Genomic DNA, 25,412 nt, shown 5'->3' on the forward strand with positions numbered 1-25,412 from the left:
AGTCACCGGTGGTTGTCAGCGAGCGCAAAAAAGTGCCGTTTTGTTGATGCCACCTTACAGAAAACCGATTCGCACGGCAAACGGAAGGGTTTCAAGCGATCGTTGTGTATTTGCGTCGCGAAACGTACGATAGATCAAGGTGACGAAATACATCCTCAAGTTCATACATTCTCACGTTGAATAGCGTGACGCTCAGCAGGAAACGGATCAGTCATGTCGGAACTGTCAGGGAAACGGGTGGTCATTACGGGTGGCGGGTCGGGTATTGGCGAGGGGATCGCTAAAGCGCTCGCAGCTGAGGGTTGCAAAGTGGTCATCGGCGGTCGAACAGTCGAGAAACTGAAAGTCGTCGCTGAGGGGATTTCTGGAGAGCACACTGTCGGCTATCACCCGCTCGATGTGGCCGACCGGACCAGCGTCGAGACGTTTTTCATTTGGGCTAAAGAGATCCTGGGTGGTGTCGATATCCTGATCAACTCCGCCGGGATCAATATCGCCAAGCGGTCCATGGCTGAGATGGTCCCGGAAGACTGGGACAAGGTGCTGACGACGAATGCCACCGGAGCCTACAACTGCATAGCGGCTGTGCTGCCGGGGATGCGGGAGCAGAAAGACGGGTTGATCATCAGTGTCGCCTCGATTGCCGGGCTGCGCGCGATCGCGGGACTGGCAGGGGTCGCGTATTGTGCTTCGAAGTTTGCTGTTTCGGCGCTCGGAACGGCTGTCGCAGAAGAAGAGAAGAAGCACGGTATCCGCGTGACGACCATTTACCCGGGCGAAGTCGCGACGGCGATTCTGGACCGTCGACCAGTTCCTCCCAGTGCGGAAGCCCGTGCTGCGATGGTTCAGCCGGAAGATGTCGCAGCGGCTGTTATTATGATCGCGAAGCTGCCTCCGAGGGCGAATGTCCTGGAGATGGTGATCAAGCCGACGGTGCAGACGTTTATTTGAACCACAGAATAAACCAAACCACGGATGAACACGGAGAAACACGGATGAAGAGAAGAGATTTGAACCGCAGATGAACGCAGGTGGACGCAGATAGAGAGGGATGGGATACATCTTCTGGATGTTTTATCTGTGTCGATCTGTGTTTATCTGTGGTTCACTTCTTTCTTTTTCTTGTTTGAGGGTTTGTTCATCAGCCAAACGACGTTTGTCTCCACAATTGGTGCGGTTCGCGGAGTCTCACCAGCACCCTACTGTTGAATCATCTGCTTTGTGTTTAGGTGAGAGTTTTCTTATAACGGGTGAGTGAAAATTGATTTGTCTGGTCACTCGTGAATGCTCTCGATGAGGAATGTGATGAAAAAATCTCTGGCTGTCTTCTGTCTGGCGATCTCCTGTCTGGTTTTTGCAGGAACGTCATCGACGTGGGCACACCCCGGTCATGGAGCCGCTGCTGCCAAGACGGCTCCACAGGTTGCTGAGTTGATGGCGACGGCGGCCAATCGTCTTCTGATGTCGTTGACGGAAGAGCAGCGTAAGCAGGTCGTCTTTGAATTCGGCGATGAAGAGCGGGAAGATTTCCACTTCGTGCCCGATAAATTCATCAAGCCGGAAGCTGCTCGCAAGGGGCTGACGATCGAGCAGATGCAGCCCAACCAGAAGAACTTCGCGAAGGCCCTGCCGGCGACGGCGCTGTCGAACCGCGGCTTCCTGGAGGCGATGTCGATCATGTCTTTAGAGCAGTTCCTGTTCGAGCTTGAAAAAGGGAACGAGATCCGCAACCCGCAGCGTTATTACGTTTCGATCTTCGGGACGCCGAGTGCAACGGGAACCTGGGGCTGGCGCTTCGAAGGTCACCACCTGTCGGTCAACGTCACGATCATTGATGGCAAGAAATTCTCGGTCACGCCATCGTTCTTCGGCACTAACCCGGCCATCATTCAAGAAGGGCCAATGAAGGGGACGGAAGTTCTGGTTGGCGAAGAGCGGATTGCCTTGGATCTGGTCAAGACGCTAACGGCTGAGCAGATGAAGAAGGTGATGATCCCTGGCAGTAACGTTGATGAAGTCATCACCTCGGATGAGCGAACCGCCAAGCGTGAAACCTTCGAACAACATGGTCTGGTGTTCGAAGACCTGACCGCTGAGCAACAACAAAAACTGCTTTCGCTGGTCAATGTTTACCTGGGACGCTTCCAGCCGGAGATTCTTCAGGGGACGAAATTCAAGGGCCTGCTCGAAGATGGGAAAGGCCTGCGATTTGCGTGGTCGGGCGGGACAGAGCTGGGACAACAACATTATTACCGCATTGTGAGTTCGGAGTTTCTGATCGAGTTTGCCAACTCACAGAATAACCACAATCACATCCATGCGGTCCTGCGAGACTTCAAAGGGGACTTTGGTCGCGACTTCCTGGCCGAACACTACAAAGAAGGCCACACCGCGAACAACGCCCACGATCCGAAACCGTCAGATAGTAATTAGTAATTGGAAATTAGAAATTAGCCAGAGGGAACAGCCTGGCGAAGCGGATCGGCTAATTTCCAATTCCTAATTTCCAATTTCCAAACTCAACAGGTGACCTTATGCGCGCGATGGTGCTCAACGAATACAAGAAACTTGACCTTCAGGACTTCCCGTCTCCGGAGTGTGGGCCGCTGGATGTGATTGTCGCGGTCGAAGCCTGCGGGATCTGTGGCAGCGATATCCACGGCTACGACGGCAGCACGGGACGACGTATTCCGCCGTTGATCATGGGGCACGAAGCCGCCGGGATCATCTCGAAGATCGGTGCCGAAGTGACTTCGTTTGGAGTGGGTGATCGGGTCACGTTCGATTCGATGGTCTTCTGCGGGAAGTGTCACTTCTGCCTGCGTGGCCAGCGCAACCTGTGTGACAACCGACGGGTGCTGGGGGTTTCGTGTGGCGAATATCGTCAGCACGGCGCTTTTGCGGAACTGATCCGCGTGCCTCAGCAGATCGTCTACAAGATTCCTGAGACTGTCAGCTTCCGTCAGGCGGCGATGATCGAGCCTGTCTCGGTCGCTGTGCACGCGGCGAACGTCACGCCGGTGACTCTCGGCGATACGGCTGTCGTTGTCGGAGCCGGGATGATTGGTCTGCTCGTGGTCCAGACGTTGAAGCTGAAAGGGGCCAGTCAGGTCATCGCGGTTGATCTCGATAATGAGAAGCTCAAGACAGCTAAGCTGCTCGGTGCGGATGTCGGACTCAATCCGAAGGAATGCGACGTCGCTGCGAAGGTCAAGGAACTGACCGGCGGACGTGGTGCGGATATCTGTGCGGAAGTAGTCGGGGCTGCACCCACGATCAAGACCGCCATCGACTGCGTTCGCAAAGGGGGAACGGTCACGCTGGTGGGGAATCTCTCTCCAGAGGTCACTTTGCCTTTGCAGTCGGTCGTCACAAGAGAAGTCCGCCTGCAGGGAACCTGTGGCTGCAATGGCGAATATCCGGAGTGTATCGACCTGCTGTCACGAGGGTTAATCAACGTCGAGCCTCTGATCTCCGCAACGGCGACTCTCGAAGAAGGCCCTGCCTGGTTCGAGAAGCTTTACAAGGGTGCTCCTGGCCTGATGAAGGTGTTGATCGAGCCTTCTCGCAAAGGTTAAGAAAAAGAAACTTAGCCACCGAGGACACAGAGTTCACAGAGAGACGGGCAGAGGTCTATTGCGACTTCTGTCCGTTCTTCTTTTTGAAAATCCGAGTTTGATGGTTGGCAGTATGTGATATTGATTCGTTAGGATCAATGAACTGGGAGGGTGAGGCTCCGTCCGAGCCGCTGTCCTGTGTTGCAGCGAATGACCGATTGTTTGACGACGATCGGTATGCATGGGTTTGAAAGGCAGGCGAGGCCATCGCGGTTCTATCCGTGGTTACAGTTTCGCAATTCAAAGAAGCGGCTCACACGGAGGTTCGCCCTCCCGGAGTCGCAAAAAACTTCTGGCTCGGAGGTTTCCATGAAACGGCTGATTTGTCTCCTTGCCTTCATTTTGGTGTGTTCTGATACAGGAGTCGCGGGCGTGGTTAGTGCGGATTTTGGCGTAACGAAGAATGGCGATAAGGTCGTCGAGTACACCCTCACCAACAGCCAGGGGATGGAAGTCGGCGTGATGACGCGCGGCGCGACGCTGACGAAAATCATCGTCCCCGGACGCGATGGAACGAAAGCCGACGTCCTGCTTGGCTTTGATGACGTCACTGGCTTTGAAGGCCCACACAACCCCTACTTCGGCTGCACCACGGGGCGAGTCGCCAACCGCATCGCGTTCGGCAAGTTCACGATTGACGGAGTTGAGTATCAGGTCCCAGTCAATAACGGCAAGAACGCCCTCCACGGCGGTCTCAAGCGAAGTCTGGATAAAGTCATCTGGAACGCCACACCACTCGAAGCAGAGAACGCGGTTCGTTTCACCTTCACGAGTCCCGATGGGGAAGAAGGGTATCCCGGAAATGTTGACTTCGTCGTGACGTTCACGCTGACCGAGAAGAACGAACTCAAGATCGACTACACCGCGACGACTGACAAAGCCACCCCGATCAACCTGACAAATCACTCCTACTTCAACCTCGCGGGTGAAGGGGAAAAGTCGGTCGCCGATCAGGTCATGATGATCAACGCAGACCGCTTCACGGCTGTCGACGAAGGGCTGATCCCGACGGGCGAACTGGCGAGCGTTGCCGGGACGCCGCTCGATTTCCGCCAGCCGACGCCGATCGGGGATCGGATCGAGCAACTGCCTCAGACCGGCGGCTACGATCACAACTACGTCATCAACCGCCAAGGCCCGGGCGTTGTGCTAGCGGCTCGCGTTGTTGACCAGAAGTCAGGCCGGGTGATGGAGTGTTATACCGACCAGCCAGGGATTCAGCTTTACACCGCCAACGGCATGACCGTCCCTGCGGGCAAAGGTGGCAAACCGTACGGCAAGAAGAGTGCGTTTTGCCTCGAAACGCAGAACTACCCCAACGCCGTCAACACGCCGAGCTTTCCCAAGAGCGTGTTCAAACCGGGCGAGACATACAAGCATCACACGGTGTATGCGTTTTCGGTGGAGTGATTTTTGCGGAGCGGGAGGGCGAACCTCCGTGTGAGCCGCTCCTTTGCATTGCGAAACTATAGCAGTGAATTGGACGGCGTTGGCCTCGCCGGTTTTCTAATTTCGCATGCACGCCATTTGATGTCTATTCGCTGGTCAAAGGGTGCAACGCGGGACAGCGGCTCGGACGGAGCCTCGCCCTCGCGGTGTGCTGACTTACCTTTTCATGTCGCGACCTCGTCGAACGTCACTATCCGTTCGCGAGTCAGTTCCGATGCGTAGGCGATCGCGGAGTGAATATCTTCAAGCTTAAGCGTCGGATAGTTTTGCAGGATGCGATCAGTCGCTACTCCCTCAGCAAGGTTGTCGAGAATCACGGAAACCATGATTCTCGTACCCTTGATGCAGGCAGTCCCATGACAGATGCTTGGATCGACGGAGATTCGTTCTTTCCAGATCATTTGGATCTCACTGCAAGGCTTGGTGTCTACCCCAGCACATCAAAGTACTCAATATAATAAGGGCGAATGAAGTTGTCAGTCAATTTTGCGATGAAGACTTTGTGATACCAGGTGAAGTCAGTATGTCGCGTACCATTAATAGTGACTCGTTCTGCATTGATTGTGATTGAGAAGTACTTTGGATCGGCACTGAGAGTGAAATAACGAGTGATCCCTTCAATCACGAGATAAAAGTCGAATGAATTCACTCCTCGTTGTGCGATCAGTTCTGTCGCCAGCTCAAATGGATCACGATCTCCGATTGGAATGAGCAAGCAATCCATGTTGCCATCTTCGTCTGGATGATGACAACATATGTCTCCCATCAAATCAATCTGCCCACCAAAATGTTGAATCAGTGGGATGAGTCGAGTTTGTCGATCTTCGATTTGGTCGTAGTCAAAAATTGTGATCGATGAGATGGTCGACATTACGGTGTATTCCCACTAAATGCTGTTTGGTCCCTAGTAAGGCGCATAAAAAAGGGAGACAGGCTGTCTCCCTTTATCGTTCGATGTTTTTAGCCAAAACCTACGCCCCGTATTTCTCAAATCGGCCGGCGTGGGCTAAGGCGAAGCTCATCAGGTATTTGGCCTGGAACTGGCCGAGGCCGCCGGAGAGGCAGCTGGCTTCGCCGAAGGATTCGCAGGCGTCGGTGCGGACCAGGTCGGAGGAGAGCAGGACCGGGACGGGGTGGAAGCTGTGCGACTTCATCTTGGCGGGGGTGCTGTGGTCACCCGTGACGATGAGGACGTCTGGCTTGAGGGCCATGATCTTCGGGATCGCGGCGTCGAGTTCTTCGATGCGTTTGACTTTGGCGTCGAAGTTGCCGTCTTCGCCAGTCGAGTCGGTGTACTTGAAGTGCATGAAAAAGAAGTCGTAATCATTCCACGATGATTTCAGGCGTTCACACTGATCATCGAGAGTCTGGCCGGCGTCGAGGATGTCCATGCTGACCAGGCGAGCCAGGCCGCGGTACATCGGGTAGACGGCGATGGCGGCCGGGCGGACGCCGTAGACTTCCTTGAAGGTCGGGATGACGGGCTTGCAGTCGATGCCGCGGAGGGTCAGGAAGTTGGCAGGGAAATCACCCTTGAGGACTTCGCGAGCCTGTTTGAGGAACGCGGTCGCGACTTCGGCGGTTTTCTTGGAGCCAGCAGAACGGGCATGTGGTTCGAGGGGAGGGACGCCGGTCTTTTGTGGGTCGGTATCCGCGACATCCCCTTCGAGTCCATCGCCACGGAAGACGATGACGAGGCGGTATTCTTTGACGTGTCGGACGAAGACTTCGACGCCTGGGATCGTGATTTTGTCGAGTTTTTCGCACAGCTTGGCGGCAATGTCGGACGAAATGCGGCCCGCGCGGCGGTCGGAAATGTTGCCTTTGTCGTCGAGGGAGCAAAAGTTGCCGCGGATCGCGACGTCTTTATCGCCGAGCTCGAAATCGATGCCGAGGGCTTCGAGAACGCCGCGGCCGATGTTGTATTCGAGGGGATCGTAGCCAAACAATCCGAGGTGGCCAGGGCCTGAACCTGGGGTAATTCCGGGGATGACGGGAGTCGAAAGGCCGAGAACGCCGGTTTTGGCGAGGGCGTCGAGGTTGGGAGTTTTGGCGGTTTCGAGTTCAGTTTTGCCGCCAGGAGTCATCGGCAGGCCGCCGAGGCCGTCGGCGACGAGAAGGACGATTTTTGAGCCGTTGTCTTTTTGCAACTGTCGCGTTAAGTCGTGGAAGTTCATGGGTTTGGCTTCACTTGTGAAATGTGTCGGTGAGCTGATCAGCGGGACGTATTGTTTCGAGAAATGTTAAGCACTGCAAGGGTGGGGGGATTTTTCACGACGTGCGGGTGGTCGAAACGGGGGACGTCTGGACCGGTTCGACATGGCGGGGAAGAATATTGTGGTGTTTCGAAATTTTTTCGGTGAAATCCTCTCGAACGTCGGCCTGCCTTTGCGGGTATAACTATGGGCAAAATAATCAATCACAACGACTTGTGGCGTTCCGGCGGTTCCTTTCCGTCTGAGAACTTTTGCCAGAGTGTTCTGAGTGATCACATCTGATGTTCCGGTCCCATCTGTGTCTGTCTGGGAAGACCTCAATCATGCGAGCTATCGCGATTCGAATCACGTTTGTCATGTTTGTCAGCTTGATGGCTGTGTCATCGCTGTCTGCCCAGTCGGTCCGCATGAGTGGCGAAGATGAGCAGATCGTGGCGGAAATCAACCGCATGATCAAGCAGGGCTGGGAGGACAATGAGGTCAAGCCATCCGCTCGGGCTGCTGATGGTGAGTGGCTGCGTCGGGTCACACTTGATGTGCATGGTCATATTCCGACATCTCAAGAAATTGCTGCTTTCTCGTCTGATAAAGACAAAGCCAAACGCCAGCACGCGGTCCTGCGTCTGCTGGATCATCCTGACTATGTGAAAAACTGGACGACAGTCTGGACCAATCTGATGATCGGTCAGGGAACGCCCGACCGGACCAGTCGTGAGGGAATGCAGAAGTATCTGCGTGAATCGCTGGCTAAAAACAAACCCTGGAACGAGATGGTGTTTGATCTCGTAACTGCAGAGGGTCGTTTTGATGAGAATGGTGCGGTCAACTATCTGCTGAGTCAGATGCAGGATCGTGATGGGGGCGTTCAGGCGACTGCCAAGACGACTCGTCTGTTCCTGGGGATTCAAGTTCAGTGCACTCAGTGTCACAACCACCCGTTCAATGAGTGGCAGCACTCGCAGTTCTGGGAATTCAACAGCTTCCTGAAAGAAGCTCGACGTGTTGATCACCGTAAGCTGGATCCCAATTCGGGACGTCAGGTGGACGACTATTCCGAGCTGCAGAATGGCAAGTTCGATGGTCCGGTCTACTTTGAAAAACGCAACGGGGTCATGCAGGTCGCTTATCCGAATTACTTCGGCAAGCAGATCGGGCCTGATGAGAAGGTCAACCGACGCATGGTGTTTGGTGAGCTGCTGAGAGCAGATGAAGAGCGTCACGTGGCCCGGGCCTTCGTCAATCGAATGTGGGCTCACTTCTTCGGTTATGGATTCACTCGACCTGTCGATGACATCGGACCTCACAACCCACCGTCGAATCCTGAGTTGCTCGAATTCCTGACGGCGAAGTTCGCGGAGTCGAATTACAACGTCAAACAGTTGATGGCGTGGATTGTCAGCTGTGAGTCGTATCAACTCGAAAGCAAGTTCAGCAACTCGAACGAGATCGATAACCCCGCTGCGGGAGAGTCGCCGTTGTTCAGTCGGATGTATGTCAAGGCGATGACGGCAGAGCAGGTCTATGACTCCATGCTCGTCGCGACGCTGCCGGCTCAGGCTGGCGAACTTAACTTGGAACAGGCTCAGGCGGATCGTCAGCGTTGGTTGCAGCAGTTCATCACAACCTTTGGGACCGATGAAAACGACGAATCGACGAACTTCAACGGAACGATCCCACAAGCCCTGATGATGATGAACGGCGAACTGATTAACCGTGCCCTCGCGGAGAATCAGGCGACTCGTCTACAGCAGGTCATTGCGGCTGCGAAAGATCCAAACGACGTGGTACAGGAGCTGTATCAGACAGTCCTCAGCCGGTCTCCGACACGAGCGGAATTGAATCAACTCCGTCCGGTTCTGAACCGCAAAGCCACGATCCGCGAAGCGTACGAAGATCTCTACTGGGCGCTGCTTAACAGCAACGAGTTTCAGTTGATTTACTAAAGGTTGGGGCTGCTGTACGGACTGTTGAACCAGCTTGAGTCTCGTCGGCCTTTACTCGAATAGAACGTCCATTATTGGTCCGCACAGCGGACCCTACGAAGACACTCGGAACTATCACTTCTTCAAAGGAAACTCCCGTCATGTTCAATCCACTTCTTGATCGACGTCACTTTATGCAGCACGTTGCTGCAGGGGCTGCTCTGACGGTTCCGACGCTGGGCTTCCTGGAGCACCTGAGTGCCAACGTGCAGCAGGTCAAAAAGGCCGAGAAGGCCTGTATCATGGTCTGGCTGGGTGGCGGTGCTCCGACGATCGATATGTGGGACCTCAAGCCAGAATCCAAGAACGGCGGCGAGTTCAAGCCGATTGCGACCAAGGGTGACTTCCAGATTTCTGATCAGCTGCCGAAGCTGGCCGGAGTCATGGATCGGATGAGTGTCGTCCGCTCGATGAGTACACGCGAAGCGGATCACGCGCGTGGTCGTTATTACATGCACACCGCTTACGTTCCTAACCCGACTGTTGAGCACCCGGACTTTGGTTCGGTCGTCAGCTATGAACTGGGTGCTAAGCGTTCTTACCTGGAAATTCCATCGTTCATCTCCATCGGCGGCGGTGGCGGGAGTGCGGGATTCCTGGGGATGTCGCATGCTCCGTTCGTTGTTGATGGGAATGGAAACATTCGCAACGCTGAGATGCGCAATATGACGGCTGATCGTCTTGGTCAGCGTCTGTCGATGCTCGGGGTGATCGAAGACAACTTCATTCGTTCGAATCGTGGTGAGCTGCCACAAGCTCACAAAGACATTTACGTCCAGGCCAAGAACCTGCTGACCTCTCAGCAGATGGCAGCCTTCAAGACCGAGCAGGAAGACGCCAAGACACGCGAAGCGTATGGTAATAACAACCTGGGACGCGGTCTGCTGATGGCTCGTCGACTGGTCGAGACCGGAGTGCCGTTCATCGAAGTCAACGACGGCGGCTGGGATCTTCACAACGGTGTCTTTAACGCCCTCAAGAACAACAAGCTGCCGCCTCTCGATCAGGCGGTTGCTGCTCTGATGAACGACCTGACGGCCCGCGGCATGCTCAACAATGTCGTCGTGCTGGTGATGGGTGAGTTCGGCCGGACGCCTCGCATCAACCAGGATGTCGGACGCGATCACTGGGCATCGAGCTGGTCACTGGCGATCGGCGGTGGTGGTCTCAAGGGTGGTCGTGCTGTCGGGGCAACCGATAAGGATGGCGTTGGTATCGAAAGCCAAAGCTACCTGCCGGGCGACCTGTGGGCGACAGTCGCGCAGGCCATGGGCATTCCACTGAGCACGGTTCACACCTCTAAGCGTGGTCGTCCGATGAAGATCGCCAACGGCGGTACTCCGATTGCAGAACTGCTGTCGTAGTTTTTGACCGACGCCCTTTTGATTCATAAAGCAGCGCTCTGGCATGTCTTCTGGAGAACAGGACCATCTGACGGGCGAGCAGCCTGACGAAATCAATTCGGGAACTGACGGGGAACTGAAGAAGATTCAGATTCACGCGGATTCCGAATTGATCAGTCTCTTCACGAAGACGCAACGTCGATTGTACGTGTTCATCCTGCATGCGACGGGCAATCCTGATCAGGCGGAAGAGATTCTGCAGGAGACGAATGTCGTTATCCTGACCAAGCTGGATCAGTTTCAGCGTGGTACGAATTTCTATGCCTGGGTCTGCCAGATTGCTCATTATGAGATCCTGAAGTTCCGACAACGTAAACAACGCAGTAAGCTGATCTACAGCGATGAGTTTCTGCAGCACATCGTCTCCGCGACTCTGGTTCAGGATGATGGTCTGTCGGAACTCAAGCAGCGGGCGTTACGAAACTGTCTGAATAAACTGCGTCCTAAAGATCGCGAGATCATTGAGAACCGATATAACCCGGATGTGAGCACACAAGACCTTTCGGAGCGTCTGCATCGTCCTGCCAATTCGATTTATCAATCGATCGGGCGGATTCGCAAGACGCTCCTGGAGTGTATTCGTCGTGAGATGAGTCTTGAGCAGCATCCGCATACTGGTTGAATAAAACATTCCAGAATTCCCTCATCCGACCTCGAAGACTCGGCCACCTTCTCCCCGGGGGAGAAGGATCAGAAGAAGAGATTCATGAGTTCTCGCAGTTCCACTATCAAGCCTGAGATCATTGACGAGTTGTCCGCGTTGCTGGGCAAGCTTTGTGATCAGTCATTGACGGCTGAGGAAGTGCGGCGTCTTGAAACACTGGTGATGAGTCATCCGGGCTACACGCAGTATTACCTCGACTATCTGCAAGTGCATGGCGAGTTGCTGTGGGATGAAGGGCGGATTGGCGAGCGGACGCGTAGTCGTCCTGCGATCAGTCGACGCCGGATTCTTAAGGTTGTCCGTCGAGCGATGGCGAAGCCCGCCAGCTGGGCAGTGGTTGCGTTGGCGTTGATGTTTGGCGTGTTCGTGTTCTGGACTCCGAAGAACGAGTCTGGGCCGATCATCGTGGAGAATGTTTCCAAGACTCAGCCGTCGGCTGGGGAAACGTCTGTTGTTGAGAAAACGCCAGCGGCTCATCCTACGATCGACGCGCCGCTGGTCGTTGATACTCAGATGCCGACGGTTGTTCGTCCTGATGTCGCGACACCGATCATCTCTCCACCGATGCGTGGGCCTGATGCCAACGCGATCGTTGAGTCCGACGGTCGCAAGCCGCTGATGAAGGATGAGCCTGGGTTGCCGCCTTCGTTCCTGGAGCCGATGGTGACGCCTGCGACGCAGAATATGGTGGCTGTCGTCGATGATGGCAAACCTCTTGATGATGAGGCCGTCATCGCGAAGATCAATCAGTTGCTGCATGATGAATGGACGGAGCAGGGTGTCGAGCCGACGGAGTTTGCCAGTGATGATGTCTGGCTGCGACGGGTGACAATGGACCTGTGGGGACGCATTCCCAGTGTCAAAGAAATGAATGGCTTTCAGTCTGCTGAGGGTGATGGCAAACGCGGACGGTTCGTCAAGAAGTTACTGGCTTCGGAAGCGTATGCTCTTCACTTCGCTGATTACTGGACGACGCTGCTGGTGGGACGACGACCCAACGCGCTCGTGCATTCCAATCAACTGCGCTCGTATCTGGCGAATCGTTTTCATGAAAAGCCATACTGGGATGAAGTCGTTGCAGATTTGATTTCTGCTGAGGGGAATCCTGCGGAGAACGGGCCTGCGAATTATCTGGTTGCTCACCTTAATAATCAGGCGGTCCCTGCAACCGCGGTGACGGCTCGGTTATTCCTGTGCAAGCAGATGCAGTGCGTGCAGTGTCACAATCACCCGTTCAATGATTCTCGTCAGACCGACTTCTGGCAGCTCAACAGCTTCTTCAAGCAGACGAAGATCCAGGCAGTCACGGGTGGCGAAGAACTGCAGAACAAAATGAGTACGATGACGAGCAGCCCTAACGGCGGCGTGCGACTCGTCAATCTGAAACAAGGCGGGCCGACGTTTTATGAATCGCGCAACGATGTGATGCATGTGGCGTTTCCATCGTATGCGGGGGTGACGATTGGCGAAGGAGGCGATGTCAATCGTCGCGAAGAACTGGCTCGCATTCTGCAGAATCAGGGGAAGAACGAACTGGCGGCTGCGTATGTGAATCGCATCTGGTCGTACTTCTTTACCTATGGATTTACGAATCCAGTTGATGACCTGGGAAGCCACAATCCTGCTGTTTATCCGGAACTGTTCCAGTTCCTGTCACAGCAGTTTGCGGCGTCGGACTTTGATACGAAGCGTCTGATGACATGGATCTGTCTGAGCGATCTGTATCGACTTTCCAGCGAGACGACCGGAACTCCCGAAGCCGATCTTGCAGCTGGTGTGCCTGTCTTTTCGAAGATGTATTTGAAGCCAATGTCGCCTGAGCAGGTGTATGATTCGTTTTCCCTGATGAGCGAGGAGTATCCTCAGAACCGACAGGATTGGGATCGTTATCTCAAGGGGCGCGATGAGTGGATTCGTCAGTTCTCGATTGCTTCGCAGACGGATGAGAATGATGAAGTGAATCTCCTTGATGGAACGGTTCCACAGGCTCTTGAACTGATCAACGGCGAGATGAGCCAGGAGACCGTGAAGGCGATCGCGGTCAGCGTGATGAGAGACATCAACCCGGCTCGTCTGACGTCGGAGCAGGAGCAGGGACTGGTGCGTTCAATCTGCCAGAAGACGTTGTCACGGGAGCCGACGGAGAAGGAACTGACGGCGTTTCGTCGAGCCTTGCTGGCGACGCGTCATCAGGCGACGGGAACTGCAGAGAAGCAATTGGCGATGTATCAGCAGACACTGGAGGATATTGCCTGGGCGTATGTGAATTCGAATGAGTTCAGCGTTGTAAGGTGAGAATACCAATCACCGCATAATTCCGCGCGGCTTTTCCCAATGTGCCATGCTTGCGGCTTTGAGCAAGCATGTTCTGAACGCTCCAACGTCAAACGAAACAGCATGCTCACCCAAAGCTGTGAGCATGGAACGTCTTTTGTGACCGCGCTGGCTTCAATTGCGGTTAGTTTAACTTGTAGCGAGTCCAGTTGGTTTTGGCTGGAATACGAAGCAACGAGAAGCCTGCTGCAATTGGAGGTATCGCGTGAGTGATTTTGTACGCGTATGGTGATGCTTCTTGTGAGCTGTGCTCACCCAGCCGTGAACGGCTGGGCCACCCAAGTTAATCGTTTGTGAGACGGACGGTGCCGGCGTAATGGGTTTTCGTGCCGGCGGGGGCTTGGAGGATGAGGCCGCCGCGGGTGTCGATGCCGATGCAGGTGCCCTTGTGGATCGTTTCGCCGGTGGTGATGGTGACGTCGCGTCGGTCGAGATAGGAGCGGGACTGGAAGCGGTCTCGGAGAGATTCTGAAGTTTCTGCAGGTGACTGGCCGAGGGATAAATAGCTTTGCAGCATGCGTTGGGTGATGGTGTCGACGAGCGTGTCGTTGGAATCGAGATCGGTGAGGACGTCTTTGAGGCTGATGCCGCGTTGCTGGACGTCGGCAGGGGCGTTCAGCAGCGAGTTGTGCGTGTTGATGCCGACGCCGATGACGAGAGGGCCTTCGGGGCCGTGGGCGGATTCGATGAGGATGCCAGCGAGTTTCTTCGCGTTGAGGTAGACGTCGTTGGGCCACTTCACTTTGAGAGAGAGTTGAGCGTAGAAGCTTTCGAGGGCTTCGCAGATCGCGACGCCGGTTGAGAGGGAGAGGAGGCCGAGCGTGTCTGACTTGAGGCCGAAGTCGGCGGGGCTGATGACGAGTGAGAACGTCAGGGCTCCGTCGCCTGCGAACCAGCGATTTTCCCCGCGTCCTCGACCGGCGGTTTGTTTCTCGCCAACGACCAGCCAGGGGAGATTGACGGGCTGATTGTTTCGAAGAGCGGTCAGGCAGTAGGTGTTGGTGCTGTCGACTTCGGGGAGCGTTTCACGCCAGACGGGGATTTGCATAGAGGGGAGAGATCTTATCCAAAACGTCCAAGAAATCCCTCATCCGACCTCGACGGTACTCATTCGCGAACCTGAGGTTCGACTCGGCCACCTTCTCCCCGAGGGAGAAGGAACAAAGCCGTCTAAGCTACCTCGGCGGTCTGGTGGACGAGGGCTGATTCGGGGTGGTTGGGCCAGGCTTCGATGGCTTCGACGGCGTTGAGTTCTGCGGGGGTTGCTTCTTCGGGGGCTTTGTGGTCCATGCTGACTAAGCCGAGGATGTTGAGGACGGTGCCGAGTTGGAGCCAGATGGTGGCGGGTTCGTGGAAGACGAGGACACCGCCGAGGGCTGCGAGGGCGATCTGGGAGGCGTTGACGACGTTGGCCTGGATGACGCTGAGGTTGGCGAAGGCGAGGCTGATGAAGATGTAGGCGACGCCGGTCAGAATGCCTTGTCCGATGATGGCTGACCAGGAGGTCGAACTGATATCGGTGAGGGCTTGTGGGGTCATGGTGAAACAGCTGACGACGCCGCAGCTCAGAACCCCTGCGGCGGCCATCATGGCCATGGACGCAGAGACAGAGCCGTTGTCTTTGACGGCTTCACGCATGGGGACTGCGACGTAGCCGAAGGCGATGCCGGAGATGATCGTGACGGTGATGCCAAACGCGATGCTGGCTGTTGAGGTGGTGCCCGCGACGGAGTCGACCGCTTGCGGGGCGCCGATGGCGAGCAGGCCGGTCGCGATGACGAGGACGCCTTGCGAGATGACGGAGCGTTTTGAAATGCCTTCGCCGAGGATCCACTTTCCAAACAGCGATCCCGAGATCAGGATGAAGGCAAAGCACAGCGGCACCGAAACGGCGAGTCCGCAGTAGCTCATGCCGAGTTGGATGAGGATGTTGCCAGGCCATTGCATGACGAGTCCAGCGAAAAACATCGTGATCATGATGCGCCGGGTGGTTTTGATCGGGCGTCCCTGGGATTTTGCCCAGAGCATGCCGGCGATGCCCATGACGAGCAGAGGCAGCAGCTTGAACATACAGACGAAGATCGCCCAGCTGACGTCGGCCCGTTCTGCGGCGATGAAGCGCTGGCAGACGTTGGAACTGCCGTAGCAGAGGGCCGCGAGCAACCCACAAACCATGCCGAAGAGAACTCTTGGCTGGACAATGGGGGGCGCAAGCGTGGGCGTGGTGGGGGCGGTCGAGGTGGTCATAGCCGCTCACTTTATCCGGCGTGAAGCGGGCTGAGAAGAGGAAGTCATGCTGTTGTGTGTGGAATTTGTTTTGGCCGGAAATTCCCGTGCGATTCGGCTGTGTTGTGGAGAAGGAAATGGGAAAGGGTTGTGTTTTGACTCCCCTGTCGTGCATATAATAGATGCGTGAAGTATCTTCTGAGATGAATGACGCAGGTGAATGATGTTGGGAGCATGGAGCTTCTTGTACTGGATCGCGGTGATTGGCGGCAGCTTTGTCGGGCTGCTGGTGATCGGCGTGCCGCTGTATCTGTGGCTGGGGTCACAGACGCTGGAAATGGTGACCGACCTGAGCCAAAAACAGGCGCGGCTGAACTGCTGGCATTGCGGGAAAGAGACGTCGTCAGAGAGGACGACGTGTCAGTATTGTGCGAAAGAGTTGCGCTAGTCTTTTGCAGGTGGATGGAGCTTGTTCCAGATTTCTGTGCTGAGGGATTCCGGGGTGTATTTATCTTTGGGGACCAGGATGAGGTATTTCTCTTTTGCTTGTTGGAAAAAGAACGATCGCGATAGTGGTTGTAGTGAAGTCCGGCTTTGGTCCATGGGTGAAAGATAGATCTCGTTGGCAGTGACTTCGGCAATCTTGAATTTTTGTGTGACGGGGGCATCGGGGTCAGCAGATTCAATTCGAAGGTCTTCAATTGAGGATGCGTCTGCATTGACATAAAACAGTTCGACAGCAGTTCCGATGGCAGGAATGCCGTCGGGAGTCAGAAGCGACCATTCCGTCGGACCAGAACCTCTTGGAATTCTACGGCTACTTCTAGGTGAGTAGTATTCATGCCGGAACTTGACGTTCTTGTCGTAGTCGGGCGAATAAAGAATCGCGACGATGTGACCGCGTTGTTGAGGGTCCCGGCCGAAAGTTCGCAGATTGGAATTGAAGTCTTTGGCTCCCGCGCGAATGGCTTCCAGATCGACGATCGTATTGATCTGGGAAACCAATGCTCCTGATCCGACGCGGCCGCTGGCGGTGATGCGGTTGTTAGGTCTGTCGTAGGCAACGAGAGCCTGGCCGAAGAGTCCCTTTTGCATCAACGCGAGGTTATCAAGAGTTAATTGAAAGTCGCCTGAAAGTTCGCCCATATCGAGTTCGTTGATTTCTGGCAGGACTTCCAGAATCAGTGGCTGGGAGAAGGTCTGATCGTTGTCGGAGGATTTGTAAGTGAGCGTGACCGGATGAATGCCCGCTGGAATAGGCTGAACTGCTCCCGTATCGGGTTCGGGAAGCGTGAGTTTGTCGAAGGTGAGTTTGGCGTTGAAATCGTTGGAGAATTTGACGCCGAGGGTTTTGGGAGTGGTAATGGGGGGAGTCACAGAATTAGCGGGCTTTGAGTTGACATCGTGAAGTGGTATTGGCTCGGCTGGGGTTGGAATCGGTGAAGCTAATAATTCTGAGGTTGGAGAATCTGGCTCCTGCTCCGCCCGAAACCGCTCTCGCTCCAACAACGCTTCCTGCAGCGCGATCTTCGCATCGAGGAGTTTGAGTTGGAGGTCGTTTCTGCTGACTAAGGCAGGATTGGATTCTTGGAGTCGTTGCATGCTATTGAGTTGCAATTCCGCTCGTTCGACTTTCAAGTCGAGGAGCGACTGTTCGCTTTGCTTGAGGGGTGGCAAGTTGGGAGTGGGTTGGGGATTGATGGGATTGGGGGAGAGATCGACGTCGGCGACGGCGGGCGGGGCGATGGGAGGTGTGGGCGGATTGACGGTCCGCACAGCGGATCCTACGGGGGCGGGAAGTGATGGCGAGGGAGAGGCGGTTTGCATGCTCTGCAAGGCTTGCTCGGCGCGTTGTTTCTCGATGGCGAGTTTCAGGATTTCGAATTTGAGTTCATCGATCTTCTCTGGATCCAGGCTCGTAATGCGGTTGTCGATCGCGACATCGGCAGGCAATGCTCCACGTCGACTGTAGAGATCTGCCAGAAGCATTCGCTCGTAGAGTTCTTTCTTTTGTGCAATAAGTGAATCGAGACGTCGTACTTCGATCTCAGCGAGAGAACGATCCTCTGAATCTGGAGCAGTGTGTGCTAGCAGTTCGACTCGACGTTGTTGTGCTTCATCAAGTTGCTTTTGGGATGCCTCTAATCTCGGCTCTTCGATCAGTAGAAATTGCTTGAGTCTTTCCTCATGCGATGTATTTGCAAGGTCAGGTGGTCCCCAGAAATTCAAAGTCTCAACAAGATACTTCGGGTTTTCTCGCGCGTTCTTCATCATGGCTACGGCGGACTCGATCGAGCCCTTCAGCATCTCAATTTCAATCTCCAGCAGTTGCAGTTCCATGGATCGTGGATTGGCAGTGCCAACAGAGAGATCGACGTCGGCGACGGCGGGAGGAGCAATGGGAGTTGTGGGCGGATTGACGGTCCGCATAGCGGACCCTACAGGAGCATCGAGTTTGGCTTTGACTTGTGCGTGTTGTTGGGTCAGGTCGATGATTTTGGCCTGCAGTTCAGGCATCTCGATTTTCAGTTCTGCCGTTTTCTCGTCAATGTGCGGGACAAGATGTTCGCCGGGAAGATTCCCAAGGATATCCTTCTTTGGAACGTGGTATCCAACGATCCGCAAGCGACGGTCTAATAGTTGTTCATATTCGGCCAACGCCGCATCGAGTTGCAGGCGTAGCTTTGCTTCCTCGGCAATAAGATCAATTGCGACAGCAGAATAGTTCTTTGAAGCGTCGATTAATTTTTGACGGCGGTCTTCCAGTTCTGCGAGATGATCTGTACAGAGTGCTAATCGGTGATTCGAGAACTCCAGATAGGATTTGCGACCTTGCTCCGGCTCTACCCCCTTGCCTTTGTAAAACTCAATGAGCTGATCGATCGACATCGATTCGAATTTCTTAATTGTGTCGCGGTACCCTTTCTCAGCAGCTTTGAAGAGCTCGATTTCGCGATCCAGGAGCGATAACTCCATGGTGTGGACAGGAGACGAAGAAGGAGGATTATCGCGGGTCTGTTTCTCAGTCAAAGAAGTCTGTTGGACGGGCTCGGCTGCAGGAGTTGCTGGTGCTGGAGTCGTTGTTGCGGACTGCTGTTCGAGGATCACGTTAGGAGTGAGTTCATCGATCTCGGGAATTGGTTCGTTGATCGAGGTATCGATCGCGGAAGTGACTGTTTGCTGTCCGTCGGCGTGGCCGCGGTTTCCCATCCCCAGGGTGGTGAGCAGCAGCAAGGTGGCGACGGCGAGGGTGCCGTAGAATGTGGTTGAGGACATGAGCGGGACTCCGGTTGGGACGATGGCGATGGGGTCGAGGGGGACTGAGGGGAAGGTCAACGGGAGTTGGCCGGTTTGGCAGGTGTCGAGGGTTTTGTTGAGGAGCAGGTCGGGGATGGTCATGGTGTCTGCGTCGGCTGTCGTTGTGACGCTGAAGAGGGTGAAGGCGGTGCTGAAGGTGACGCCTCGTTTGAGCAGGCGGGTGCGGAGCAGGTTTCGGCCGCGGGCTAAGCGGGACTTGATGGTTTGTTCGGTGGTGTTCGTCAAGTCGGCAGCGGCTTGTCGGGAATAGCCTTCGAGGTAGACGAGGACGAGTGATTCGCGCAGGTGGGAGGGAAGCAGATCGAGTTCTTTGTTGAGGGTGAGGACGAGTTCCTGGTGTTCGAGAACTTCCTGGCGCGGGAACGAGGGGGCTTCCGTTTCCTCGGGGATCGGATCATGACGACTGCGTTGGCGGGAAAACATGAGGCAGGTCCTCACTGTGACGCCGTAGATCCAGCTGGCCAGCGATTCGCGATGGCGGATGCGCGATGCGTTTTGAGAGACAACCAGGAAGACCGTCTGAAAGGCGTCGGCTTGTTCGTGGTGCGAACGCAATAGACGCGATGACAGCGAACGGACAAGGGGTCCGTGGCGTCTGATAATGGCTTCCAGCGCGGAGGTGTCTTTGTGTTCCAGCCAGAGCGTCAGCAGTTCGCGGTCGGTGGGAGGAGGAATGGTCGGAACGTCTTTCGAGAGAAGAACTTCCGCAGCCGATTCCTCGTCCAGGTTGGTGCGTCTGGCAGGGCGTTTTATGGTGGTCGAAAACAGGTTCATCGTGGTCTCCTGTAAGTATGGTGACCACTTTGGGTGGGACGGACCACAAATTTTCAGAAGTTTTCCGAAGAGTTTCTGAAACGATGACGGGCGCAGGGGGGACGTGTCGCGAATTGTGGGAAAAACGGACGGGAGGGAGGAAAGGCGTGGTCCGTGCGGGCGGTTTACGTCACTATTAGTTCAGGAGTGACGTATGACTGATTTGGACGAGAGTTTGGACGCATCGACAACCACTTTTTCGATCCCACCAGCGACGGATCGCGAGCTGATAACGCTGTGGGTCGAGCGTCAGGATGCGAAGTCGCTGGAGACGATTATTCGTCGTCATGGACGTCTGGTGCATTCGCTGACGCATAAGCTGCTGACGTCGCCGCATGATCGGGCGGATGCTTTTCAGACGGTGTTTTTGATGTTGTCGCAACAGGCTCAAAAGATTCGTCAGCGAGAGTCGCTGGCGATGTGGATTTATGGTGTGACAGTGAGGACGTGTCTGATGATGTCGCGTCAACGGGCCCATGCACCGATTCCAGATCATGTCGAAGCACCGCCTTATCCGGATCGCGAAGTGCTCGAGCATCAGGAATTGATTTTGACATTGAACAAGGAACTCCATCTGCTGCCGGAGCATTTGCGGGAGTCGCTGGTTCTTGTGTACCTGGAAGGGCATTCGCGACAAACAGCCGTGGAGTTGATGAACACGACCGAGCAGACTATCAAGTCACGACTGGCGAGAGGCCGAAATCTGCTGCGGGCTCGGCTGCTCAAACAGGGCGTCACGTTCACGACGGCTTTTACGACCTTCAGCCTGATGGCCCCTTCGAGCGAGGCTGCGATTGTTCTTCCCGAACAGCTGATCGATCAAACCTTGATGACTTGCCAGACCGGCGAACTCTCAGGCGCGTCGTTCACGCTGCCGCTGGACCCGATCACGATTCTGCCCACAGGAGCACCGGTGATGTCTTCGACGACTTTCTATGGGACGCTGGCGGTGACGACGTTGTTGTTGCTGACGACGATGGGGTTGGGGAATCGGGGGCAGGCGGAGGGGCGGGTGTCGGCGGTGAATGTGGAAACAGCAGTCGATGACCAGGTCGTTTCGGAAGAAAGCGTGACATCGATCGTCAAAATGACCCCAGCGACGCCGGTCATACAAAACACTCATGCGCCCAATGACGTACCTGTCGAACGCAATATAACGAACAAAACCCAATCAGAAGAAGAGTTGCCGAAGACTGTTAACTCGTTGTCCCCATCGAATCCTGGCAACAGTATTTCAATGCAGCCTGCTGTGGAAGATGAGATCCAACAACTGCCCGATCAATACTCATTCCAACTTTATCTCGATCTAAAACTTGAGCGTGCAAAACTAAATGTGGCAATAACGGAAAAGCAGTTGAAGTCTCAAGAAGAACTGTATCGCCGCGGGATCACGCCAAGTGATGTTGAGCAGGCGAAGCTGAATCGCCTGGATGCTCGAATTGAGTACATGGAAGTTTTGAAGGAGCGCGAGGGGTTAAAGGAAGTTTCTTTGGCTCCAACTCAGGCTGAATCTTCTTCGAATGAAGATAGTGTATCTCAAGTTACGGCATCTGGAGATTCGGCAATTGATCTCTTGAAGTCATACGAAGACCAAGCAGAGGAGTACATCAAGAATCGCTCTGTATTATTGCAGTTGCAGATCTCGAAGGATCAGCCTCGGTTTGTAACACAGATTGAAGATGCGATTTCTCTTTCTCTCAACCTACTGGAACACAATCTCAAATCGATTGAAGAGAAGTTACGAGTTGATTCCGATGTTGCCGCTGATCAGTTAACGCAAATTCGGAATCGAGCCTATGACTCGTTTATTGATCTACTGACGAGAACTGTCGATTATCAATCTAAACAGCTCAGCGATACACCCTCAGGTGATCCTCGTGATCAACAGATTCTTGATCATCGTCGTCAGACGTTGAAGTATCTGATCTATGAAAAATCACTTGGGAGTTTTGACGCCGTCTCGCAGCACATCCGCACGGATCTGAGTGCGATTTTGTTCAAGGAAAAGCCGAATGAGAAATTGAGAAAGAAACTGCTTGAGCTGCGAGAAGACTTCGGGCCGGATCATCCTGAGGTGAAGCGTGTTGAAGAGCAGCTTCAAAGATTGGAAGAGAGTCTTGGGGAACGTGAGCGACTCCGCTCTTTGGTGCCGGAAAAACGGGATGATTCTTCCAACAGACTGGATAAGTCTAAGGTGAATATTGTGCAGTCGTTGGAGCAGGAGAAGGCTCTGTCGAGCGATCTGCCAACATCTCCGTTGAGTGTTCTGGAAATCGAAGACGACTTGTTGTTGGAAAACACTACTGCTGACAGCAACTCTGAGCCTGTCAGCGATCAGAAGGATGCGGGTCTTAACCAGAGTATTCGTGTTAACTTTCAATTTGGCGATACCAGTGATGCCGAGTTTCCGAAGTCTTGGAAGATTCGTATTGATTCCGGTGAGAAGGCGGGCACGATTCTGAATTCTCCACTCCGAATCGATCTGCCCGTCGGCGAGTATGACCTGTCGTTCTTGCCCAGTCCTGACCTTCTCGGAACATTTCCGTTTCAAGGTCACCTCAGATTGTTTCCTCAAGAGCTTTCACAGAAGGAAAAGGAAGCTCGTCAACGAAAAGCCGATCAACGTCGGATTCCTCTCTGGGAATTTGAACCAACAGTCAATTTCTATCTGCGCTCCCGAGATTTGGCATTGTTGAAATCAGGGGTGACCGTCGAACGGGCTTCGATTCGATATCTGGAGGAATTCACATCCCCCTCCGGACTTCACATTCCGGTCGGAACCATTGGCAATAGAGACATCAAGCCGATCGGCCCAACTTCCGTTTCGGGATCGACGGCGAAGGATGCGGTTTTGACTCTCACACGAGACGTCCCTCAGACTTCCCGGCCTGATGCCAGGACATTGGCTTTAACTCTCTCCACGAGTCTGAGTTCACCTGTTTACATCATTTTCGATGATGCCCAGAATCCTGATCACGAGATCAGCAAGAAGCTGACCATGAAGTATCAGCCCTATGAGATTGGGCAGTTTCCCCGAGGGAAGCATCGTCTCAACTTCGTGATTGATGCCCGCGAACACGGCAACCGATTTTATCCGGTTGATTTTGAACTGAATGACAACGCGGACTTCACCCGATTACCGGCAAACTTTTCCTTGCATCTCGAACTCAGTCGAGTCGATGTCGATCGACTTCGCGCACATAACTACGAGGTTGCCATCATTGCGACGGAAATCGAGAAATCTGCGGAGCAGTCCAAGGATGCTCAAATGACCCAGCCCCTTCTGGCATATGTCGCACGCCCCATCCCTGAGAATCGATCGAGCGTTGAAGAATACGTCAAGTCATTGGAAGGAATTGGAACAATTGTCGGAACCCTGAAATCGGTAAATGATTAAATCGAAGCGATGAGAGAAATCCAGACTCAACGCAACGCCGCGAAGCCGCAACGAAGAGATGCGAGAGAGTTGGAACGCTGAGATCACAGAAGAGGACTATGTACGCAGACAAGAAGTTCATTAAAGGCAGATCCTTCTCTACTTTGCGTCTTCGCGCCTTAGCGTTAAAACTCTTCCCGCTTTCCTCCGCGACCTCAGCTTCCCTCTGTGACCTCCGCGTTCCAACCTGCTTCTGCGTCAAGCTCGGCTGCTTTTAACGGTTGTATCGTCTTTACGCGGATGTTGCGTAAACGTCACGGTTAATCCAGCTTGCCTGGACTATCTGGTCGATGGCGGAGTTTGCGGACAATGTATGCTTTTTTGACACCCGTCAGATCATTTTTCGGGATTCGACTCAAGTTTCGAGCGTTCAAAATTTGCATGCCCTCAAACGCGTTTTCATAATGAACGCCCGACGGGGCGCGAATGGACGGACTCGCGCGGCAGACGGCACGATCAGGATGCAGATCGGCTTCTCGTCAAACTCCCCCCTTGAGTTGTCACTGACACAACCCTGATGACCCACGAAGACACATAAGTACAACTGAGGAGAATGTTATGTCCCGTTTGATGTTTGCACTGGCCTTTCTGGCCTCTGGACTGACTGCGCCGTCGGCCCAGGCTGGATACTGTGGCGGTGCCAGCTATCAATGCTGCCCGACCACTGCGTGCGCTCCGTCGTCGTGTTACACGACCTGTAAAGTTGAGCGAGAAACTTGTTACCGCACTGTCTACGAAACTGTCTACGAACCACAGCAGTACACGACTTGCCGCACGGTTTATGACCGCGTGTGTGAGAACGTCGAGCAGACGTGTATGAAGACTGTTTACGAGACTGCTTCTCGCGAAGAAACGTATCAGGTCTGCAAGCCTGTTTACGAAACCGCTTACCAGGAGCAGCGTTACACTGTTCAACGCCCTGTCTGGGAAACGACGACGCGGGAATGTTCTCATGTCGTTCAACGACCTGTCTGGACAGATCATGTCCGCGAAGTCAATTACTGCGTGCCGCGTACGGTCTCTGAGACGATCGAGCAGGAACGCTGTTACACCGTCATGCGACCAGTGACCGAGACGATCAATCAGGAACGCTGCTATACGGTCATGCGACCTGTGACGACTTATCGTCCTGTCACTCGCGACTGCGGCCGCTGGGGAACTCAGCAGGTTTACCTGCCGGGGCCAGTTGTTCCACAACGATCTATCGATCCTTGTACTGGTTGTCCGAAGGTCTGCATGGTGCAGTGTCCCGGTCGGACGGTTTGCAAACGCGTGTGGTGTCCGAATGTTGTGACCGAGCAAGTTGCTTGTACCAGCTACCAGCCACAAGTGGTGCGTCAGGTTTGTCCGATTCAGGTCTGCAAGTACGTTCCAGAACGAGTCGTGCAGAAGATTCCTGTGACTGTCTGCAAAGTCGTCCAGGAGCAAGTCACTCAGAAGATTCCTTACCGTGTCTGCAACTATGTGAACGAGACCGTCACTCAGCAGATTCCTGTTCGTGTCTGTAAAATGGTCTGCGAAGAGAAAGTCCAGCAGATTCCGATACAGACCTGCAAGATGGTGACCGAGACCCGCACTCGTTCGGTTCCTTATTGTGTCGCCAAGCAAGTTCCTTACACCGTGACTCATCAAGTTGCCAAGATGGTTCCACGCGAGGAAACCCAGACCTGCACCCGCATGGTTGCCAAGTGTGTGCCTAAGCAAGTTGCTTATGAAGTCTGCAAGATGGTGCCGGTCCAAGTCTGTCCAGATGGTGGGTGTGGCGTTGCTCCTGCTTGTTCGACCTGCAATCAGTAATGATGTAAACGGGTAGTCGGGGTTGCCTCAACCCCGACGGCGAAGCCGCTAGAAACACGATCAACTGCGCGTTGGACGTCCATTTCCGTGATTCTATCGTACCGAAGAGGCACGCTCGGGTTGGGACAACCCGAGCTACCTGATAGCAAAAAGCAGC

Annotated in this window: 17 protein-coding genes; 11 read left to right on the forward strand and 6 right to left on the reverse strand. The window is 54.4% G+C overall.

The window, feature by feature from the left end:
- The first annotated feature begins 213 nt into the window (after window positions 1-213).
- The 4 genes from SH248x_RS20020 to SH248x_RS20035 all read left to right on the forward strand — a co-directional run bounded on the left by SH248x_RS20020 (window position 214) and on the right by SH248x_RS20035 (window position 5,027).
- The gene (locus SH248x_RS20020) at window positions 214-951 is read left to right on the forward strand and encodes an SDR family oxidoreductase (RefSeq protein ID WP_459556097.1); all 738 of its coding nucleotides are present in this window, start codon (window positions 214-216) and stop codon (window positions 949-951) included.
- Window positions 952-1,305: 354 nt separating this feature from the next.
- Window positions 1,306-2,433 (forward strand): DUF3500 domain-containing protein, encoded by a 1,128-nt coding sequence (locus SH248x_RS20025; RefSeq protein WP_459556098.1) that lies wholly within the window; start codon window positions 1,306-1,308, stop codon window positions 2,431-2,433.
- 101 nt (window positions 2,434-2,534) lie between these two features.
- Window positions 2,535-3,578 carry a galactitol-1-phosphate 5-dehydrogenase gene (locus SH248x_RS20030; RefSeq protein WP_459556099.1) on the forward strand — a complete coding sequence of 348 codons (1,044 nt, stop codon included), beginning with the start codon at window positions 2,535-2,537 and terminating at the stop codon, window positions 3,576-3,578.
- A gap of 411 nt (window positions 3,579-3,989) precedes the next feature.
- A complete protein-coding gene (locus SH248x_RS20035; protein WP_459556100.1) occupies window positions 3,990-5,027 on the forward strand; it encodes an aldose epimerase family protein in 1,038 nt (345 codons plus the stop codon).
- A gap of 203 nt (window positions 5,028-5,230) precedes the next feature.
- Here SH248x_RS20035 and SH248x_RS20040 read toward each other — a convergent pair whose 3' ends face one another.
- The 3 genes from SH248x_RS20040 to SH248x_RS20050 all read right to left on the reverse strand — a co-directional run bounded on the left by SH248x_RS20040 (window position 5,231) and on the right by SH248x_RS20050 (window position 7,243).
- Window positions 5,231-5,467: a DUF433 domain-containing protein gene (locus SH248x_RS20040; RefSeq protein WP_459556101.1), complete on the reverse strand. Its 237-nt coding sequence runs from the start codon at window positions 5,465-5,467 to the stop codon at window positions 5,231-5,233.
- A 26-nt stretch (window positions 5,468-5,493) separates the two neighbouring features.
- Window positions 5,494-5,937, reverse strand: a complete 444-nt coding sequence (locus SH248x_RS20045; protein WP_459556102.1) for a hypothetical protein — start codon at window positions 5,935-5,937, stop codon at window positions 5,494-5,496.
- Between the two features lie 100 nt (window positions 5,938-6,037).
- A complete protein-coding gene (locus tag SH248x_RS20050) occupies window positions 6,038-7,243 on the reverse strand; it encodes a 2,3-bisphosphoglycerate-independent phosphoglycerate mutase (RefSeq protein WP_459556103.1) in 1,206 nt (401 codons plus the stop codon).
- 362 nt (window positions 7,244-7,605) lie between these two features.
- On the opposite strand from SH248x_RS20050, the gene SH248x_RS20055 reads away from it, so the two are divergent.
- From SH248x_RS20055 to SH248x_RS20070, 4 genes are all read left to right on the forward strand, one after another.
- Entirely contained in the window at window positions 7,606-9,225 is a 1,620-nt protein-coding gene (locus SH248x_RS20055; protein ID WP_459556104.1) for a DUF1549 and DUF1553 domain-containing protein, read from the forward strand.
- 140 nt (window positions 9,226-9,365) lie between these two features.
- The gene (locus tag SH248x_RS20060) at window positions 9,366-10,628 is read left to right on the forward strand and encodes a DUF1501 domain-containing protein (RefSeq protein ID WP_459556105.1); all 1,263 of its coding nucleotides are present in this window, start codon (window positions 9,366-9,368) and stop codon (window positions 10,626-10,628) included.
- A 43-nt stretch (window positions 10,629-10,671) separates the two neighbouring features.
- Window positions 10,672-11,289: a sigma-70 family RNA polymerase sigma factor gene (locus SH248x_RS20065; RefSeq protein ID WP_459556106.1), complete on the forward strand. Its 618-nt coding sequence runs from the start codon at window positions 10,672-10,674 to the stop codon at window positions 11,287-11,289.
- An 84-nt stretch (window positions 11,290-11,373) separates the two neighbouring features.
- Window positions 11,374-13,626 (forward strand): DUF1549 domain-containing protein, encoded by a 2,253-nt coding sequence (locus tag SH248x_RS20070; RefSeq protein WP_459556107.1) that lies wholly within the window; start codon window positions 11,374-11,376, stop codon window positions 13,624-13,626.
- Window positions 13,627-13,948: 322 nt separating this feature from the next.
- Here SH248x_RS20070 and SH248x_RS20075 read toward each other — a convergent pair whose 3' ends face one another.
- Window positions 13,949-14,713: a biotin--[acetyl-CoA-carboxylase] ligase gene (locus tag SH248x_RS20075; protein WP_459556108.1), complete on the reverse strand. Its 765-nt coding sequence runs from the start codon at window positions 14,711-14,713 to the stop codon at window positions 13,949-13,951.
- A gap of 122 nt (window positions 14,714-14,835) precedes the next feature.
- Window positions 14,836-15,912 (reverse strand): DMT family transporter, encoded by a 1,077-nt coding sequence (locus SH248x_RS20080; protein WP_459556109.1) that lies wholly within the window; start codon window positions 15,910-15,912, stop codon window positions 14,836-14,838.
- Window positions 15,913-16,111: 199 nt separating this feature from the next.
- On the opposite strand from SH248x_RS20080, the gene SH248x_RS20085 reads away from it, so the two are divergent.
- The gene (locus SH248x_RS20085; RefSeq protein ID WP_459556110.1) at window positions 16,112-16,339 is read left to right on the forward strand and encodes a hypothetical protein; all 228 of its coding nucleotides are present in this window, start codon (window positions 16,112-16,114) and stop codon (window positions 16,337-16,339) included.
- Here the strand turns inward: SH248x_RS20085 and SH248x_RS20090 are convergent.
- Window positions 16,336-19,983, reverse strand: coding sequence for a sigma-70 family RNA polymerase sigma factor (locus SH248x_RS20090; protein ID WP_459556111.1), 3,648 nt, complete (start codon window positions 19,981-19,983; stop codon window positions 16,336-16,338). The genes SH248x_RS20085 and SH248x_RS20090 overlap by 4 nt on opposite strands.
- Before the next feature lie 193 nt (window positions 19,984-20,176).
- Between SH248x_RS20090 and SH248x_RS20095 the strand changes: the two genes are divergently transcribed.
- Entirely contained in the window at window positions 20,177-23,419 is a 3,243-nt protein-coding gene (locus tag SH248x_RS20095) for an RNA polymerase sigma factor (protein ID WP_459556112.1), read from the forward strand.
- Window positions 23,420-24,016: 597 nt separating this feature from the next.
- Complete coding sequence (locus tag SH248x_RS20100) at window positions 24,017-25,255, forward strand: hypothetical protein (RefSeq protein WP_459556113.1); 1,239 nt, start codon at window positions 24,017-24,019, stop codon at window positions 25,253-25,255.
- Window positions 25,256-25,412: the final 157 nt, after the last annotated feature.

This window comes from Lacunimicrobium album (genome assembly GCF_052161635.1).
Taxonomy (GTDB): Bacteria; Planctomycetota; Planctomycetia; order Planctomycetales; family Planctomycetaceae; genus SXPC01.

Coding starts and splice junctions, on each gene's coding strand:
- SH248x_RS20020 (WP_459556097.1), top strand. CDS start 214: ATGTCGGAACTGTCAGGGAAACGGGTGGTCATTACGGGTGGCGGGTCG.
- SH248x_RS20050 (WP_459556103.1), bottom strand. CDS start 7,243: ATGAACTTCCACGACTTAACGCGACAGTTGCAAAAAGACAACGGCTCA.
- SH248x_RS20030 (WP_459556099.1), top strand. CDS start 2,535: ATGCGCGCGATGGTGCTCAACGAATACAAGAAACTTGACCTTCAGGAC.
- SH248x_RS20080 (WP_459556109.1), bottom strand. CDS start 15,912: ATGACCACCTCGACCGCCCCCACCACGCCCACGCTTGCGCCCCCCATT.
- SH248x_RS20040 (WP_459556101.1), bottom strand. CDS start 5,467: ATGATCTGGAAAGAACGAATCTCCGTCGATCCAAGCATCTGTCATGGG.
- SH248x_RS20075 (WP_459556108.1), bottom strand. CDS start 14,713: ATGCAAATCCCCGTCTGGCGTGAAACGCTCCCCGAAGTCGACAGCACC.
- SH248x_RS20065 (WP_459556106.1), top strand. CDS start 10,672: ATGTCTTCTGGAGAACAGGACCATCTGACGGGCGAGCAGCCTGACGAA.
- SH248x_RS20060 (WP_459556105.1), top strand. CDS start 9,366: ATGTTCAATCCACTTCTTGATCGACGTCACTTTATGCAGCACGTTGCT.
- SH248x_RS20045 (WP_459556102.1), bottom strand. CDS start 5,937: ATGTCGACCATCTCATCGATCACAATTTTTGACTACGACCAAATCGAA.
- SH248x_RS20055 (WP_459556104.1), top strand. CDS start 7,606: ATGCGAGCTATCGCGATTCGAATCACGTTTGTCATGTTTGTCAGCTTG.
- SH248x_RS20090 (WP_459556111.1), bottom strand. CDS start 19,983: ATGAACCTGTTTTCGACCACCATAAAACGCCCTGCCAGACGCACCAAC.
- SH248x_RS20100 (WP_459556113.1), top strand. CDS start 24,017: ATGTCCCGTTTGATGTTTGCACTGGCCTTTCTGGCCTCTGGACTGACT.
- SH248x_RS20070 (WP_459556107.1), top strand. CDS start 11,374: ATGAGTTCTCGCAGTTCCACTATCAAGCCTGAGATCATTGACGAGTTG.
- SH248x_RS20095 (WP_459556112.1), top strand. CDS start 20,177: ATGACTGATTTGGACGAGAGTTTGGACGCATCGACAACCACTTTTTCG.
- SH248x_RS20025 (WP_459556098.1), top strand. CDS start 1,306: ATGAAAAAATCTCTGGCTGTCTTCTGTCTGGCGATCTCCTGTCTGGTT.
- SH248x_RS20085 (WP_459556110.1), top strand. CDS start 16,112: ATGATGTTGGGAGCATGGAGCTTCTTGTACTGGATCGCGGTGATTGGC.